This window comes from Bacteroides sp. 2_2_4 (assembly GCF_000157055.1).
Taxonomy (GTDB): domain Bacteria; phylum Bacteroidota; class Bacteroidia; order Bacteroidales; family Bacteroidaceae; genus Bacteroides; species Bacteroides ovatus.
The window spans coordinates 235947-253265 of sequence record NZ_EQ973358.1 but is presented as its reverse complement, the minus strand read 5'-3'; the positions used below and the strand labels follow the sequence as shown (position 1 = coordinate 253265).

The 17319-nt window shown below is 42.2% G+C and carries 16 protein-coding genes; 14 read left to right on the top strand and 2 right to left on the bottom strand.

Annotated features, from left to right (window positions below; all coding sequences use genetic code 11):
- Nucleotides 1–490 precede the first annotated feature (490 nt).
- The 13 genes from miaA to BSCG_RS18550 all read left to right on the top strand — a co-directional run bounded on the left by miaA (nt 491) and on the right by BSCG_RS18550 (nt 15493).
- Entirely contained in the window at nt 491–1411 is a 921-nt protein-coding gene (gene miaA / locus BSCG_RS18490; protein WP_004324997.1) for a tRNA (adenosine(37)-N6)-dimethylallyltransferase MiaA, read from the top strand.
- Between the two features lie 58 nt (nt 1412–1469).
- Nucleotides 1470–2396 (top strand): diacylglycerol/lipid kinase family protein, encoded by a 927-nt coding sequence (locus BSCG_RS18495; protein ID WP_004301802.1) that lies wholly within the window; start codon nt 1470–1472, stop codon nt 2394–2396.
- 75 nt (nt 2397–2471) lie between these two features.
- Complete coding sequence (kdsA, locus tag BSCG_RS18500; protein WP_004304603.1) at nt 2472–3272, top strand: 3-deoxy-8-phosphooctulonate synthase; 801 nt, start codon at nt 2472–2474, stop codon at nt 3270–3272.
- 81 nt (nt 3273–3353) lie between these two features.
- Nucleotides 3354–6191, top strand: a complete 2838-nt coding sequence (locus BSCG_RS18505) for a M16 family metallopeptidase (RefSeq protein WP_004304602.1) — start codon at nt 3354–3356, stop codon at nt 6189–6191.
- 23 nt (nt 6192–6214) lie between these two features.
- The gene (locus tag BSCG_RS18510) at nt 6215–7708 is read left to right on the top strand and encodes a DUF5687 family protein (RefSeq protein ID WP_032849427.1); all 1494 of its coding nucleotides are present in this window, start codon (nt 6215–6217) and stop codon (nt 7706–7708) included.
- Nucleotides 7709–7746: 38 nt separating this feature from the next.
- A complete protein-coding gene (locus tag BSCG_RS18515; protein WP_004301798.1) occupies nt 7747–8454 on the top strand; it encodes an ABC transporter ATP-binding protein in 708 nt (235 codons plus the stop codon).
- A gap of 25 nt (nt 8455–8479) precedes the next feature.
- Entirely contained in the window at nt 8480–9103 is a 624-nt protein-coding gene (locus tag BSCG_RS18520; protein ID WP_004324994.1) for a C40 family peptidase, read from the top strand.
- Nucleotides 9104–9129: 26 nt separating this feature from the next.
- Nucleotides 9130–10014, top strand: coding sequence for a TraB/GumN family protein (locus BSCG_RS18525; RefSeq protein ID WP_008775482.1), 885 nt, complete (start codon nt 9130–9132; stop codon nt 10012–10014).
- Between the two features lie 38 nt (nt 10015–10052).
- The gene (locus BSCG_RS18530; RefSeq protein ID WP_008650889.1) at nt 10053–10691 is read left to right on the top strand and encodes an HAD-IA family hydrolase; all 639 of its coding nucleotides are present in this window, start codon (nt 10053–10055) and stop codon (nt 10689–10691) included.
- 194 nt (nt 10692–10885) lie between these two features.
- Nucleotides 10886–11203, top strand: coding sequence for a 50S ribosomal protein L21 (gene rplU / locus BSCG_RS18535; RefSeq protein ID WP_004316691.1), 318 nt, complete (start codon nt 10886–10888; stop codon nt 11201–11203).
- A gap of 21 nt (nt 11204–11224) precedes the next feature.
- Nucleotides 11225–11488 (top strand): 50S ribosomal protein L27, encoded by a 264-nt coding sequence (gene rpmA / locus BSCG_RS18540; protein ID WP_004301792.1) that lies wholly within the window; start codon nt 11225–11227, stop codon nt 11486–11488.
- Between the two features lie 271 nt (nt 11489–11759).
- Nucleotides 11760–13034, top strand: a complete 1275-nt coding sequence (gene serS, locus BSCG_RS18545) for a serine--tRNA ligase (protein ID WP_004301791.1) — start codon at nt 11760–11762, stop codon at nt 13032–13034.
- Nucleotides 13035–13192: 158 nt separating this feature from the next.
- A complete protein-coding gene (locus BSCG_RS18550; RefSeq protein WP_004309008.1) occupies nt 13193–15493 on the top strand; it encodes a bifunctional dihydroorotate dehydrogenase B NAD binding subunit/NADPH-dependent glutamate synthase in 2301 nt (766 codons plus the stop codon).
- Between the two features lie 145 nt (nt 15494–15638).
- Here the strand turns inward: BSCG_RS18550 and panD are convergent, their stop codons facing one another.
- Nucleotides 15639–15992, bottom strand: a complete 354-nt coding sequence (gene panD, locus BSCG_RS18555) for an aspartate 1-decarboxylase (RefSeq protein WP_004301789.1) — start codon at nt 15990–15992, stop codon at nt 15639–15641.
- Nucleotides 15993–16010: 18 nt separating this feature from the next.
- A complete protein-coding gene (gene panC / locus BSCG_RS18560; RefSeq protein ID WP_004309009.1) occupies nt 16011–16856 on the bottom strand; it encodes a pantoate--beta-alanine ligase in 846 nt (281 codons plus the stop codon).
- 142 nt (nt 16857–16998) lie between these two features.
- Between panC and BSCG_RS0127410 the strand changes: the two genes are divergently transcribed.
- A partial coding sequence (locus BSCG_RS0127410; protein ID WP_032849426.1) for a glycogen/starch synthase occupies nt 16999–17319 on the top strand: 321 nt, incomplete at its 3' end.

The following is a 17319-nucleotide window of genomic DNA, read 5'->3' as shown; positions in this document are numbered from 1 at the left end:
TTATTCTATCAGCATACTAGAGTTACCACACCTGATTTTTCAACACAACCTTAGTGGTAATATAACGTAAAAACATACAGATATACAAAAGTTATCACAAAAATAGCATCATGATAAAAAAGGAGATAAACAACTGTTTATCAAATAGCTATACTATTTAATCAGCAAAAACAAAGCTGACAATAAAAAAACAAGACCTTTATTGTCAGCCTATTGTCAGCTCCTATCATCAGTCATATTCCACTAAAAATCAAAAGATTAGCCACTGCCCTGACAGATTGACAATAAAAACAACACAAATATTATAGTAGATAATATCAGATGGCGGTATTCTCATACACTTCATTATTATTAGATTGAATACCACCAATTAGAGGTTAAAATGCAAATTAACCTTCCCTATCCCCTTATTAATCTTGATAAAAAAGCGATTGAATGCCAAACAGGTTAAAAATATTTCGTAATTTTGCAGATATAAAAGAATGAAGCTATGCCGGACTATGATTTAATCGCCATACTCGGACCTACAGCCTCGGGTAAAACTCCCTTTGCCGCTGCCTTGGCCTATGAACTCAACACAGAAATTATCAGTGCCGATTCCCGTCAGATATATAGAGGAATGAATCTCGGTACAGGAAAAGATTTGGCCGACTATACCGTAAACGGACGTACAATCCCCTATCATCTGATTGACATTGCAGACCCCGGATATAAATACAATGTGTTTGAATATCAACGTGATTTCTTGAATTCTTACGAAAGCATCAAACAAAAAGGCTGTCTTCCCGTTTTATGTGGAGGGACAGGTATGTATCTGGAATCCGTGTTGAAAGGATATAAACTGATGCCCGTACCGGAAAATCCGGAATTGCGTAACCGTTTGGCAAATCATTCGCTGGAAGAGTTGACGGAAATGCTAAGTCAATACAAGGCTTTGCATAACTCCACCGACGTGGATACCGTGAAACGGGCGATACGTGCGATAGAAATTGAAGAGTATTATGCAGCCCATCCGGTTCCCGAAAGGGAATTTCCGGAACTAGACAGTCTCATCATCGGAGTGGACATTGACCGGGAACTGCGCCGTGAAAAGATCACCCGCCGATTGAAACAACGATTGGATGAAGGAATGGTGGACGAGGTAAGACGATTGATCGAACAGGGAATTGCACCGGACGATCTCATCTACTATGGACTGGAATACAAATACCTGACATTATACGTCATAGGCAAACTGACTTATGAAGAAATGTTCAACGGTTTGGAGATAGCCATCCATCAGTTTGCCAAGCGACAAATGACCTGGTTCCGCGGCATGGAAAGAAGAGGATTTACGATCCATTGGATGAATGCAGAGCTGCCGATGGAAGAAAAGATAGCTTTTGTAAAAGAGAAACTGCAAGGGAATTAGTATCTTTGGCAGTTATTATAGTGCGATTTTTAATACACAATAGGATAGATAAACAAATATGAGTGTAGAACCGAAGAAATGGGGAGTGATTTACAACCCAAAAGCTGGTACCCGAAAGGTAAAGAAGCGCTGGAAAGAAATTAAGGAATACATGGACAGTAAAGGTGTAGACTATGACTATGTACAATCCGAAGGTTTCGGTTCGGTAGAGCGTCTCGCTAAAATCTTGGCCAACAATGGTTATCGCACGATTGTCATTGTGGGAGGTGATGGGGCATTGAACGATGCCATCAATGGCATTATGCTATCCGATGCCGAAGACAAAGAGAACATCGCCCTCGGCATGATTCCGAACGGTATCGGAAATGACTTCGCCAAATATTGGGGACTTAGTACCGAATACAAGCCGGCTGTCGACTGTATCATCAATCATCGGTTGAAGAAAATAGACGTAGGCTACTGCAACTTCTACGACGGAAACGAACACCAGCGTCGCTATTTCCTCAATGCCGTTAATATCGGACTGGGAGCACGAATCGTCAAAATCACCGATCAGACCAAACGTTTCTGGGGTGTGAAGTTCCTTTCATACGTTGCCGCCCTGTTCTCCCTCATCTTCGAACGGAAACTTTACAGAATGCATCTCCGCATCAATGATGAACATATCCGTGGACGCATCATGACCGTATGTATAGGAAGTGCCTGGGGATGGGGACAAACTCCCAGTGCCGTTCCATACAACGGATGGCTGGATGTATCTGTAATCTACCGCCCGGAATTCCTGCAAATTATTTCCGGACTATGGATGCTGATTCAGGGAAGAATCCTGAATCACAAAGTGGTGAAAAGCTACCGGACGAGAAAAGTAAAGGTACTCCGGGCACAGAATGCAGCGGTGGATTTGGACGGGCGTTTGTTGCCTAAACATTTTCCTTTAGAAGTAGGCGTGCTCCCGGAAAAGACAACGCTTATCATCCCCAACTAATCAGGATCACTCCACCCAAGGAGAGAAACATATACTCACAATCTAATTGATAATTTGTAATTGGTAAATAATAAAATGATAGAACTTAAGAACAACCCCGCCGGCAACTTTTTCCTGTTGGCCGGTCCGTGTGTGATAGAAGGTGAAGAAATGGCAATGCGCATTGCCGAACGAGTAGTAAAGATCACCGAAGCACTGCAAATACCTTATGTATTCAAAGGTTCTTACCGTAAGGCAAACCGCTCACGTCTGGATTCGTTTACTGGCATTGGCGATGAGAAAGCACTCAAAGTATTGAGAAAGGTACATGAGACTTTCGGAGTCCCCACCGTAACCGATATCCATACTGCAGATGAAGCTGCAATGGCAGCCGAATACGTGGATATACTTCAAATCCCGGCTTTTCTTTGTCGCCAGACCGACTTGTTGGTTGCCGCAGCCAAAACCGGAAAAACAATTAACATCAAGAAAGGACAGTTCCTTTCACCGCAGGCAATGCAGTTTGCTGCCGACAAAGTGGTGGAAGCCGGAAACAAGAATGTGATGCTTACCGAACGTGGAACAACTTTCGGCTATCAAGATCTTGTTGTAGACTACCGTGGTATCCCCGAAATGCAGTCATTTGGCTATCCGGTGATTCTGGATGTCACTCACTCCTTGCAGCAACCCAACCAAACCAGTGGGGTAACGGGAGGAATGCCGCAGTTGATAGAGACTGTCGCCAAAGCAGGTATCGCCGTAGGTGCCGACGGAATATTCATCGAAACACATGAAAACCCTGCCGTAGCCAAAAGCGATGGTGCCAATATGTTAAAGTTAGACCTTCTGGAAGGACTGTTAACTAAGCTAGTCAGGATACGGGAAGCTATAAAATAACTCTTTTCCCTGTCTATTTGTGATTTATAACCAAGCACAACGACAAATAACACAGAAATATTTATTTAAACTAAATAGAACATGAAACATTTATTACGTGGATTATTTATTGCAGTCCTTTTTATATGCTGCAATTTCCAGCTCGTACTTGCACAACCCATGCAAGAATTACCTGTGGACAAAAATGTTCGCATCGGTAAACTAGACAACGGGCTTACTTATTACATTCGCCACAACGCCCTTCCCGAAAAACGAGTTGAATTCTACATCGCCCAGAAAGTAGGTTCCATTCTTGAGGAACCGCAACAACGTGGTCTGGCTCACTTTCTGGAGCACATGGCTTTCAACGGAACAAAGCACTTCCCAGGTGATGAAACCGGACTTGGCATCGTGCCTTGGTGCGAAACGAAAGGTATCAAATTCGGCACGAACCTGAATGCATATACCAGTGTCGACCAGACGGTGTACAATATCAGCAACGTACCGACTGAAAATATAAACGTGGTAGACTCTTGTCTGCTGATTCTTCACGACTGGTCGAGCGCTATCAACCTTGCCGACAAGGAAATTGACAAAGAGCGTGGCGTTATCCGCGAAGAATGGAGAAGCCGCAACAGTGGTATGCTTCGCATCATGACTGATGCACAGTCGACTCTGTATCCGGATTCTAAATATTCAGACTGTATGCCTATCGGAAGTATTGATGTTATCAACAACTTCCCTTATCAGGATATCCGCGATTATTATGCGAAATGGTATCGTCCGGACTTACAAGGAATCGTTATTGTAGGTGATATCAATGTAGATGAAATTGAAGCTAAACTGAAAAAGGTATTTGCAGATGTAAAAGCTCCGGTAAACCCGGCCGAACGTATCTACTATCCAGTGGCAGATAATCAGGAACCGCTGATCTATATCGGTACAGACAAGGAAGTGAAGAATCCTTATGTGAACATCTTCTTCAAACAAGACGCTACACCGGATTCTTTGAAAAACACCATTGCTTATTATGCTACTCAATATATGGTCAGCATGGCTATGAATATGCTGAACAACCGTTTGAATGAACTCCGTCAAACCGCTAATCCTCCTTTCACTAGCGCAAGCGCAGAATATGGAAACTATTTCCTTGCCAAGACTAAAGAAGCACTCGCACTTGATGCAAGCAGCAAAATAGACGGTATCGATTTAGCAATGAAAACTGTTTTGGAAGAAGCGGAACGTGCACGCCGCTTCGGATTTACCGCATCAGAATATGAACGCGCACGCGCCAACTATTTGCAAGCCGTAGAATCTGCTTACAACGAACGTGAAAAGACTAAAAGTGGTTCTTACGTCAACGAATACGTTAACAATTTCCTTGAAAAAGAACCGATTCCGGGAATCGAAGTTGAATATACACTGGTAAACAAACTGGCTCCGAATATCCCTGTAGAAGCTGTCAATCAGGTGATGCAACAACTAATCACTGACAACAATCAGGTGGTTTTGCTGGCCGGTCCGGAAAAAGAAGGAGCAAAATACCCTACTAAAGAAGAAATTGCTGCTTTATTGAAACAAATGAAGTCATTCGATCTGAAACCTTATGAAGATAAAGTTTCTAACGAACCGCTAATCTCTGAAGATATTAAAGGTGGCAAGATTGTTTCTGAAAAAGCTGGTGAAATCTATGGTACGACTAAGTTGGTACTTTCCAACGGTGTAACCGTATATGTGAAGCCAACTGATTTCAAGGCTGACCAGATTGTAATGAAAGGTGTAAGCTTTGGTGGTACCAGCGTATTCCCGAACGAAGAAATTATCAATATCTCTCAATTAAACGGAGTAGCTCTAGTAGGTGGAATCGGTAATTTCAGCAAAGTAGATCTGGGTAAAGCTTTGGCTGGCAAACGTGCAAACGTAGGTGCGGGTATCGGCAACACTACGGAAACTGTTTCCGGTAGCTGTGCCCCGAAAGACTTTGAGACAATGATGCAGCTTACTTATCTGACTTTCACTTCTCCGCGTAAGGATAACGAAGCATTCGAATCTTACAAGAACCGTTTGAAAGCCGAACTTCAAAATGCGGACGCTAACCCGATGACTGCTTTCAGTGACACTATTACAAGCGTACTATACGGTCACCATCCACGTGCTATCAGAATGAAAGAAAACATGGTAGACCAGATCGACTATGACCGTATTCTTGAAATGTACAAAGACCGCTACAAAGATGCAAGTGACTTCACTTTCTTTCTGGTAGGAAACGTAGACTTGGCTACAATGAAACCGTTAATCGCTAAATATCTGGGAGGTCTGCCATCTATCAATCGTAAAGAGACTTTCAAAGATAACAAGATGGATATCCGCAAGGGAGAGATCAAAAATGTATTTGCAAAGGCACAGGAAACTCCGATGGCTACCATCATGTTCCTTTATAGCGGCACTTGCAAATATGACTTGCGCAACAATGTCCTGCTTAGCTTCTTAGATCAGGCTCTGGATTTGGTTTACACTGCTGAAATCCGTGAAAAAGAAGGAGGTACATACGGTGTAAGCTGCAACGGAAGTCTTGGTAAATACCCGAAAGAGGAACTTGTTCTTCAGATTGTATTCCAAACTGACCCTGCCAAGAAAGATAAATTGTCTGCTGTTGTTGTAGAACAACTTCACAAAATGGCAAAAGAAGGTCCGTCTGCCGAACACATGCAGAAGATCAAAGAATATATGCTGAAGAAGTATAAAGACGCCCAGAAAGAAAACGGCTACTGGCTTAATAATATGGACGAATACCTCTACACGGGTGTGGATAATACAAAAGACTATGAAAAGTTGGTCAACAGCATCACAGCAAAAGAAGTGCAAGACTTCCTCGCCAAATTGCTGAAACAGAACAACGAAATTCAAGTCATCATGACCGTGCCGGAAGAAAACAAATAAAAATTCTCTAGTATATCTACTGAATGATGATATTCAACGAATTACGCAAACATGGAAGGCTTGCCGCCAAACGGCATCCGATGTATGAAAAGAACAAAGTTGCTAAAATACTCGGTTATGTCATGGGCGCATTCTGGGCCGGTTACCTGATATTCTTCGGTACGACGTTCGCGTTCGGATTTTCTGATATGGTTCCCAACCGGGAACCATATCATGTGATGAACGCAGTGGTTCTGATCTTTATCCTGGCACTGGACTTTCTGTTGCGTGTTCCGTTTCAAAAAACACCGACGCAGGAGGTAAAACCTTACCTCCTGCTGCCGGTTAAACGAATTCGTGTCATCGACTTCTTACTGATCCGCTCGGGACTAAGCCTGTTCAACCTGTTCTGGTTGTTTCTGTTTGTCCCTTTTTCCTTCATCACTATTACCAAGTTTTTCGGTATCCCCGGTGTCATCACCTATCTTATCGGTATCTTGCTATTGATTATTGCCAATAATTACTGGTACTTGCTTTGCCGCACTCTTATCAACGAACGTATTTGGTGGATTCTATTACCTATCGCTTTCTACGGTGGAATAGGCTGCCTTCTTTTCATTCCCGAAGATAGTCTTCTCTTCTATTTCTTCATGGATCTGGGAGACGGATACATACAGGGTAACATTCTCTATTTTCTCGGCACCATACTTGTGATTGCCATTTTATGGTTGATTAACCGCAAGATCATGTCCGGACTTATCTATGCAGAGCTGGCAAAAGTAGAAGATAGCCAGATTAAACATGTCTCCGAATATAAATTCTTCGAACGCTACGGGGAAGTTGGCGAATATATGAGGCTGGAACTGAAAATGCTTTTACGCAACCGCCGCTGCAAAGGTGCATTACGCAATATCGCAATTGTAGTGGTGGCTTTCTCCGTCGCACTTAGCTTTTCCAGTGTCTACGACGGGAATTTCATGACTTCTTTCATCTGTGTATACAACTTTGCCGTATTCGGAATGATTATCCTTTCACAGATTATGTCATTCGAAGGTAATTACATTGATGGCCTGATGTCTCGTAAAGAATCAATTATGAGTCTACTGAAAGCCAAATATTACACATACAGCATTGGCGAAATCATACCTTTCATACTCATGATTCCCGCCATCATCATGAATAAACTCACTTTACTGGGCGCCTTCGCCTGGTTTTTCTATACCATCGGCTTTATTTATTTCTGTTTTTTCCAACTGGCTGTCTACAACAAACAGACGGTCCCCTTAAACGAGAAAGTGGCAAGTCGGCAAACGAATAGCGCTATACAGATGGTGGTTAATTTCGCTGCTTTCGGTGTGCCTCTCATCTTATACAGTCTATTAAATGCATTTTTAGGTGAAACAATCACTTACATTATTCTGTTAGTTGTCGGTCTCGGATTTACCCTGACTTCTCCTTTATGGATTAAAAATGTATATCATCGTTTCATGAAACGGCGATACGAAAACATGGAAGGCTTCAGAGACAGCCGCCAATAAACGCTCATGAATCATTAACCATATAAACATTGAAGATCATGATTATCATTGACAAACTTAAAAAGAATTTCGGTGAGAAGATTGCCGTAGACATAGAACACTACGAAATCAATCAAGGCGATATGCTCGGATTGGTGGGAAACAACGGTGCCGGTAAAACAACTCTCTTCCGAATCATGCTGGATCTGTTAAAAGCAGACGATGGTAAGGTGATTATTAATGATATTGATGTCAGCCAAAGCGAAGACTGGAAAAGCATTACCGGTGCTTTCATTGACGATGGTTTTCTGATTGATTATCTCACTCCGGAAGAATATTTCTATTTCATCGGAAAGATGTACGGACTAAAGAAAGAAGAAGTGGACGAACGTCTGATTCCTTTCGAACGTTTTATGAGTGGAGAAGTGATCGGGCACAAGAAGCTAATCCGTAACTACTCCGCAGGTAACAAGCAAAAGATCGGAATTATTTCTGCCATGCTTCATTACCCGCAATTACTGATACTGGACGAACCATTCAACTTTCTCGATCCAAGTTCTCAGTCTATCATCAAACATCTGCTCAAGAAATATAATGAGGAGCATCAAGCTACGGTTATCATATCCAGTCACAATCTCAATCATACCGTAGATGTATGTCCGAGGATTGCTTTATTGGAACACGGTGTCATCATCCGGGATATTATCAACGAGGACAACTCCGCAGAGAAAGAACTGGAGGATTATTTTAATGTAGAAGAAGAGTAAACGGTAAATAGGGAATGATAAAATAATGAATGGTAAGTATCCATCCTTACTAAAATTATTGCATAAACTAATTATGATGAGATATATAACAGAAAAGTCTGATACCCATAAGTCTAGTATAAAGAAACCTGATAGAAAGAAAAGATACTTCCTGCAATTCATCCTTTTATTAGGACTGATTGCCAGCCTTAGTTCCTGCCGCACTTCCGCACCCCGGCTGGATTATCAAGCATTGGCGCGAGCTTCTATATTGTTGGGGGTAGATATTAATATGGAGGATAACCATAAGCTCTATCTGGAAGCAGCCGACTGGATAGGGGTTCCCTATCGTGGTGGAGGTGATTCGAAACGAGGAGCCGACTGTTCGGGATTAGTTTATCAAGTGTACCGTAAGGTATACCGCACCCAAGTGCCGCGTAACACGGAAGATCTAAAAAAAGAAAGTAATAAAGTCGCCAAACGGAATCTCCGGGAAGGAGACTTGGTATTCTTCACCAGCAGTCGTTCAAAAAATAAAGTAGCTCATGTAGGCATTTACCTCAAAAACGGTAAGTTTATTCATTCCAGCACCAGTAAAGGAGTGATCGTCAGCAACTTGAACGAGAACTATTATACCAAACACTGGATAAGCGGCGGCAGGATACGTTAATTATCAACTTCTAATGATATAAAATTATGAAATCATTCATCGGAGCAGTTCTATTTATTTGCGTGGCATTCAGCGCCAATGCACAGCTTTTATGGAAAGTGTCCGGCAACGGACTGAACCAACCTTCCTACATCATAGGCACTCACCATCTAGCACCGTTCAGCATCATGGATAGCATTGCCGGACTTAAAAAGGCTATGAATGAAACTCAACAAGTATATGGAGAGATGAAAATGTCGGAAATGCAATCGCCTGCCACCATGGAAAAGATGCAAAAGGCAATGATGATTGAAAGTGATACCACGCTAAACTCTCTCCTTTCTCCGAAAGACTTTGAGACTGCTAATAAATTCTGCAAAGAAAACCTGATGGTAGATTTAAATATGGCTCCGAAGCTAAAACCTGCCTTCTTATTAAATAATGTAGTGGTGATGGCTTACGTAAAACATATAGAGAAATTCAACCCGCAAGAGCAACTCGACACATTCTTTCAAAGTCAAGCCATCCAAAACGGAAAAAAGGTGGACGGACTGGAAACTGCAGAATTCCAATTCAACCTGCTTTTCAATGGCAGTTCACTACAACGGCAAGCACAACTATTAATGTGCACTCTTAACCATATAGAGACTGAAGTAGAAAACCTGAGAAGGCTCACAAACGCCTACATGAACCAAGATCTGAACACCATGCTTAAAATCAGTGAAGAACGTAAAGGCGATCAATGTGACGCACTTCCCGGCGAAGAAAATGTCCTAATTTACAACCGTAATAAAGCATGGGCTGAAAAACTACCGGCAATCATGAAGGCTGCCCCGACTTTTGTTGCAGTAGGCGCCCTGCACCTCCCCGGAGAAAAAGGATTATTAAACTTACTAAAAAGACAAGGATACACAGTAGAAGCTGTGAAATAAGAAAAGTATTTAGTACTTTTGCGGAAAAGTTTTCCCCAATGAACTACAAAACCTATTTATTCGATTTCGACTACACACTAGCCGATTCGTCGCGTGGTATCGTTAAGTGTTTCAGAATTGTGCTTACCCGGCATCAGTATTTAACCGTTACTGATGAAGCTATCAAGCGTACAATCGGCAAAACATTGGAAGAATCATTCAGTATCCTTACCGGAATTACCAACCCGGCACAGCTGGAGGCCTTCCGGCAGGAGTACAGACTGGAAGCTGATGTACACATGAATGTAAATACCCGTCTTTTTCCCGACACATTGTCTACACTGAAAGAATTGAAGAAACGGGGTGCCCGCGTCGGAATTATCTCTACCAAGTATCGTTTCCGGATATTGAGTTATCTGGAAGAATATCTGCCTAAGGATTTTCTTGATATAGTAGTGGGAGGAGAAGATGTAAAAGCACCGAAACCTTCGCCGGAAGGAGTTAAATTTGCATTGGAACATCTGGGAAGTAGCCCCGAAGAGACATTGTATATTGGAGATAGCACCGTAGATGCCGAAACAGCGCAGAATGCAGGAGTCGATTTTGCAGGTGTGCTGAACGGAATGACAACGGCAGAGGAACTTCGTGTTTATCCACACAAAATCATTATGCAGAATTTAGGAGAATTAGTCCAATAGGCTACAATGAGAGCTAAAATGCTCATTTATTTGCCGTAATCATTTTATCTCCTATAAAAAATAAAAGAAATATTTGTCGGGAACGAATAAAAATAGTACTTTTGTGCCCGATTATTCCGCAACGGGTTCGATAAAGAGTTCTTTAAGTGATTAAAGACCACCCGCCGGAGCTAACTTATACATTTATATATAAGATGTACGCAATTGTAGAGATTAACGGTCAGCAATTTAAAGCAGAAGCTGGTCAAAAGTTGTTCGTTCACCACATCGAAGGTGCAGAAAACGGTTCAACAGTAGAATTTGAAAAAGTTCTTTTGGTAGACAAAGACGGAAACGTAACAGTAGGTGCTCCTACCGTAGAAGGCGCTAAAGTTGTTTGCCAGGTTGTTTCAAACTTGGTTAAAGGCGACAAAGTTCTTGTTTTCCACAAGAAAAGAAGAAAAGGACACAGAAAACTGAACGGTCACCGTCAACAGTTCACTGAATTAACAATTACAGAAGTAGTAGCTTAATCAATTAAAAAGTAAGAAGAAATGGCACATAAGAAAGGTGTCGGTAGTTCTAAGAACGGCCGCGAATCACAAAGTAAAAGATTAGGCGTTAAGATATTTGGTGGCGAAGCTTGCAAAGCAGGTAACATCATCGTTCGTCAAAGAGGTACTGAATTCCACCCGGGTGAAAACATCGGAATGGGTAAAGACCACACTCTTTTCGCTTTAGTAGATGGTACAGTTAGCTTCAAAGTTGGCAAAGAAGACAGAAGATATGTTTCTGTTGTTCCTGCTACTGAGGCATAATTGCACAACTGAAAATATTTAAGAGAAGGAGATGTAATCCATTGGATTACATCTCCTTTCTTTTTAACAACCAGAGTTTTATATATCACTCTAAAAGAGACATATATATATCATTCACTGCATATATGTTTATTATACAGCTCAATACATGTATTATATATATATCATAGACACATCATATATATTATATATAACACATATATTTGCTTGATTATTCGTTTTTTCTTTATCTTTGTAGCCTTAAATAAGAAAGTTCATAAAAAGTATAGATATGCTTACCATTAAACAAATTACAGAAAACACAGAGGCGGTACTCCGCGGACTGGAAAAGAAGCATTTCAAAAATGCAAAGGAAACGATCGACCAAGTGATCGCTCTTAACGACAAGAGACGTAGCACACAAAATGAATTAGATAAGAATCTGGCAGAGGTTAACTCGCTTTCACGCACCATCGGTCAACTGATGAAAGAAGGCAAGAAAGAGGAAGCTGAGACTGCACGCGCACGCGTTGCCGAACTAAAAGAAGGTAACAAAGAATTAGACGCCGCTATGACACAGGCTGCAACAGATATGCAGAATGTACTTTACACCATCCCCAACATTCCTTACGACAGCGTACCCGAAGGTGTAGGCGCTGAAGATAACGTAGTGGAAAAAATGGGAGGTATGGAAACTGAACTTCCTAAAGATGCACTCCCCCACTGGGAACTGGCTAAGAAATATGATTTAATAGACTTCGATCTGGGTGTAAAAATCACAGGTGCAGGTTTCCCTGTATATAAAGGTAAAGGCGCACAACTTCAACGCGCTCTTATCAACTTCTTCCTGGACGAAGCACGCAAATCCGGATATACTGAAATCATGCCACCGACAGTAGTTAACGCTGCTTCCGGCTATGGCACAGGACAGCTTCCTGACAAAGAAGGACAAATGTATCATTGTGAAGTAGATGATTTATATCTGATTCCAACAGCAGAAGTACCTGTAACCAACATCTACCGTGATGTAATTTTGGAAGAAAAACAGTTGCCAATAATGAATTGCGCCTATACACAATGTTTCCGTCGTGAAGCTGGTTCCTATGGTAAAGATGTGCGCGGACTGAATCGTCTGCACGAATTCTCCAAAGTAGAATTGGTTCGCATTGACAAACCGGAACACTCCAAACAATCTCATCAGGAAATGCTAGACCACGTAGAAGGTCTGTTGCAAAAACTGGAACTTCCATATCGTATCCTCCGCCTCTGTGGTGGTGATATGAGTTTCACTGCTGCCCTTTGTTTCGACTTCGAAGTATATTCAGAGGCACAGAAACGCTGGTTGGAAGTAAGTTCCGTATCCAATTTCGATACCTATCAGGCCAATCGTCTGAAATGCCGTTACCGTAATGCAGAAAAGAAAACCGAACTCTGCCACACACTGAACGGTTCAGCATTAGCACTGCCACGTATCGTTGCTGCCCTACTCGAAAACAACCAGACTCCGGAAGGCATTAGAATTCCGAAAGCGTTGGTTCCGTACTGCGGCTTCGACATGATAGACTAAGACTTGATCTGACAGACTAATAAAAGCACCCTTATATAGAGAGCCACTCATCAAAAGAGTGGCTTTTCTTTTATATTTCGCAAATAAGCTGTATCTTTGCCAAAATTTATATCATTCTGATAGCAGTTACGTAATAAAAACAACAAATTAATTAGATAATGAACAAAATCATTAGCAAGGAACGCTTTTCTGAAAAAGTATTCAAATTTGAAATTGAAGCTCCTTTAATTGCTAAATCTCGTAAGGCCGGACACTTCGTCATCGTACGTGTAGGCGAAAAAGGAGAACGTATGCCATTGACTATCGCAGGTTCCGATCTAAAAAAGGGCACCATTACTCTGGTAGTGCAGGAAGTCGGGCTTTCTTCTACCCGTCTCTGCGAGCTGAATGAAGGCGAATCTATCACTGACGTAGTAGGCCCACTCGGACAAGCTACCCATATAGAAAAATTCGGAACAGTAATCTGCGCTGGTGGTGGTGTAGGTGTGGCTCCGATGCTTCCTATCGTACAGGCTTTGAAGGCTGCCGGTAACCGTGTTATCACTGTATTGGCTGGACGCAATAAAGATCTCATCATCTTGGAAAAAGAAATGCGTGAAAGCTCTGACGAAGTAATTATCATGACGGATGACGGTTCTTACGGCCGGAAAGGTCTGGTGACAGAAGGTGTAGAAGAAGTTATCAAACGTGAGAAAGTAGACAAATGTTTCGCTATTGGCCCTGCCATCATGATGAAATTCGTTTGCTTGCTGACTAAAAAATATGAAATTCCGACAGATGTTTCGCTAAACACTATCATGGTGGACGGAACTGGTATGTGCGGCGCTTGCCGTATCACTGTAGGAGGAAAGACTAAATTCGTTTGTGTAGATGGTCCGGAATTCGACGGTCACCAGGTGAATTTCGACGAAATGCTGAAACGTATGGGTGCGTTCAAGAATATCGAACGCGAAGAAATGCATAAGCTGGAATCGGAATGTGAAGCAACCAAAGAAATCGATGAAAAAAGTCGTAATGCTGCTTGGAGGCAGGAGTTACGCAAATCCATGAAGCCAAAAGAACGTACGGCTATTCCTCGTGTAGAGATGAATGAACTCGATGCTGAATACCGTTCACACAGCCGTAAAGAGGAAGTTAATCAAGGATTAACAGCAGAACAGGCTGTTACAGAAGCCAAACGCTGTCTCGACTGTGCTAATCCTGGATGTATGGAAGGCTGTCCGGTAGGTATTGATATTCCCCGCTTCATTAAGAATATCGAACGCGGTGAGTTCCTCGAAGCTGCTAAAACATTGAAAGAAACAAGTGCGCTCCCTGCAGTTTGCGGCCGTGTGTGTCCGCAAGAAAAACAGTGCGAATCAAAATGTATTCATCTGAAAATGAATGAAAAGCCGGTAGCTATCGGTTATTTGGAGCGTTTTGCAGCTGATTACGAACGTGAAAGCGGACAAATCTCCGTACCTGTCATTGCAGAGAAAAACGGCATCAAAATAGCTGTTATCGGTTCAGGACCTGCAGGATTGGCATTTGCCGGAGATATGGCTAAATATGGATATGATGTAACTGTATTCGAAGCGTTGCATGAAATTGGCGGTGTATTGAAATACGGTATCCCCGAATTCCGTTTGCCAAACAAGATTGTAGACGTAGAAATCAACAATCTCGGTAAGATGGGCGTTAATTTCATCAAAGACTGTATTGTAGGAAAGACTATCGGTGTAGAAGACTTGAAAGCGGAAGGTTTCAAAGGAATATTCGTGGCTTCCGGTGCCGGACTGCCAAACTTTATGAATATCCCGGGAGAGAACTCTATCAATATCATGTCTTCAAATGAATACCTCACCCGTGTCAATTTGATGGATGCCGCCAGCGAAGATTCGGACACTCCGGTAGCATTCGGTAAGAATGTGGCAGTAATCGGTGGTGGCAACACAGCTATGGACTCTGTCCGTACGGCAAAACGTCTTGGCGCTGAACGTGCTATTATTATCTATCGTCGCTCGGAAGAAGAAATGCCTGCACGTATCGAAGAAGTAAAACACGCCAAAGAAGAAGGGGTTGAATTCCTCACTCTGCATAATCCTATCGAATATATTGCTGATGAACAAGGTTGCGTAAAACAAGTTATTCTGCAAAAGATGGAATTAGGCGAACCGGATGCTTCCGGACGTCGTAGTCCTGTAGCCATCCCGGGAGCAACAGAAACAATTGACATAGATCTGGCCATTGTCAGCGTTGGGGTATCTCCTAACCCGATTGTTCCAAGCTCTATCAAAGGACTGGAATTAGGACGGAAAGGAACTATCGCAGTAAATGACAACATGGAATCTTCTATCCCGATGATTTACGCAGGTGGCGACATCGTTCGCGGTGGAGCTACTGTAATTCTGGCGATGGGTGATGGCCGTAAAGCTGCCGCTGCTATGAATGAGCAACTGAAAACAAACGCCGGCAACTAACTGCCGCTTATTAACACCCGGGCTAAAACCAACTCACACGTGGGTAGAACATCGATCACCCCCGGCATAAAAAAGTAGAATAAGAAAAGCCCCGTTTACGAACTGTAAACGGGGCTTTTCTCATTTCAAATATCAAAGATACTTTCTACTTTACCACTTTGTTCGTCGCAGGATCAGGGAAAATTACAGCCGGTTTAAACGACTTGGCTTCCTCAAAATCCATCAATGCATAGGACATGATTATCACAATATCATCGGGTTGCACCTTGCGGGCAGCAGCACCATTCAGACAAATTTTGCCCGAACCGCGTTCACCTTTGATAATGTAGGTTTCAAAGCGTTCACCGTTGTTATTATCAGCGATATACACTTTCTCTCCCGGAATCATGTTTGCAGCATCCAACAGGTCTTCATCAATCGTGATACTACCCATGTAGTTCAGATTTGCCTCCGTGACACGTGCACAATGAATTTTCGACTTCAACACTTCAATCATCATAAGGTTTCGTCTTTTTAGTTATTCTTTATATTTAATGTTATCGATCAGCCGGACTTCTCCACAGAACACTGTGATGCATCCTACTGCGTAGGAAGTATCTTCCCAATTACTAATTTTCTGCAATGTGTTTCCGTCTACGATCTCAAAATACTCCATACGCAAACCCGGAGCGGCTTCAATCGCATCTTCAACCATCTTTTGCGTCTCGCTCACTGTATGAGTGGCTGCAAAGTTACGACTTTTAAATAAGGTGCGAGAAATATTTAAAGCATTTTCACGTTCTTCTGCAGATAAACGTTTGTTCCGGCTACTCAATGCCAGTCCGTCTTCCTCACGTACAATTGAACAACCTACAATTTCAAGGTTATATTTCAATTGTCGAACCATCTCACGAATAATTGCTAACTGCTGGAAGTCTTTCTCTCCGAAATATGCACGATCCGGCTGTACAGCATCAAACAGCTTGCTAACAATTTGGCAAACACCGTTAAAATGTCCTGGACGGAAAGCACCTTCCATCACCGTATCCAATGGTGCATAGCTAAATTGACGGGTATCCGGTTCCGGATACATTTCGCTAACTGAAGGAGCAAAAGCGAAATCCGCCCCGCATTCTTCCAACAAACGGCAATCTGCATCCAATGTACGCGGATATTTCTCCAAGTCGTTTTTATCGTTAAACTGTGTGGGATTCACAAAAACACTCACAACAGTTACACCATTCTCACTTACGCTGCGCTTTACCAGAGATGCATGTCCCGCATGTAAAGCACCCATTGTAGGAACCAGTCCCACCTTTTTACCTTGGGCTCTTAGGACAGCCAATTCTGCCTGTAAGTCCTTGATAGTGTGCACTACTTTCATTTTCGTCAATTGGTTTATGTTTTACTCGTTTGCAAAAACTCTGCAAAATAAACTAATATTTGCCACATAAAGAAAGAATATCTTATTTAATGTGTCTTTTTTTTCGTATCTTTGCAGAATATTATAGTGAACTATTGTTATTATGACAAAGGCGAATAAAGTTTTATTTATTACTCAAGAGATTACACCTTACGTTTCAGAATCCGAAATGGCCAATATAGGTAGAAACCTTCCACAGGCGATACAAGAAAAAGGCCGTGAAATCAGAACCTTTATGCCTAAATGGGGAAATATCAATGAGCGCAGAAATCAACTGCACGAAGTGATCCGCCTCTCTGGTATGAACCTGATTATCGACGATACTGACCACCCCTTGATTATAAAAGTTGCTTCTATCCAATCCGCACGCATGCAGGTATATTTCATCGATAACGATGATTATTTCCAGAATCGTATGCAGACA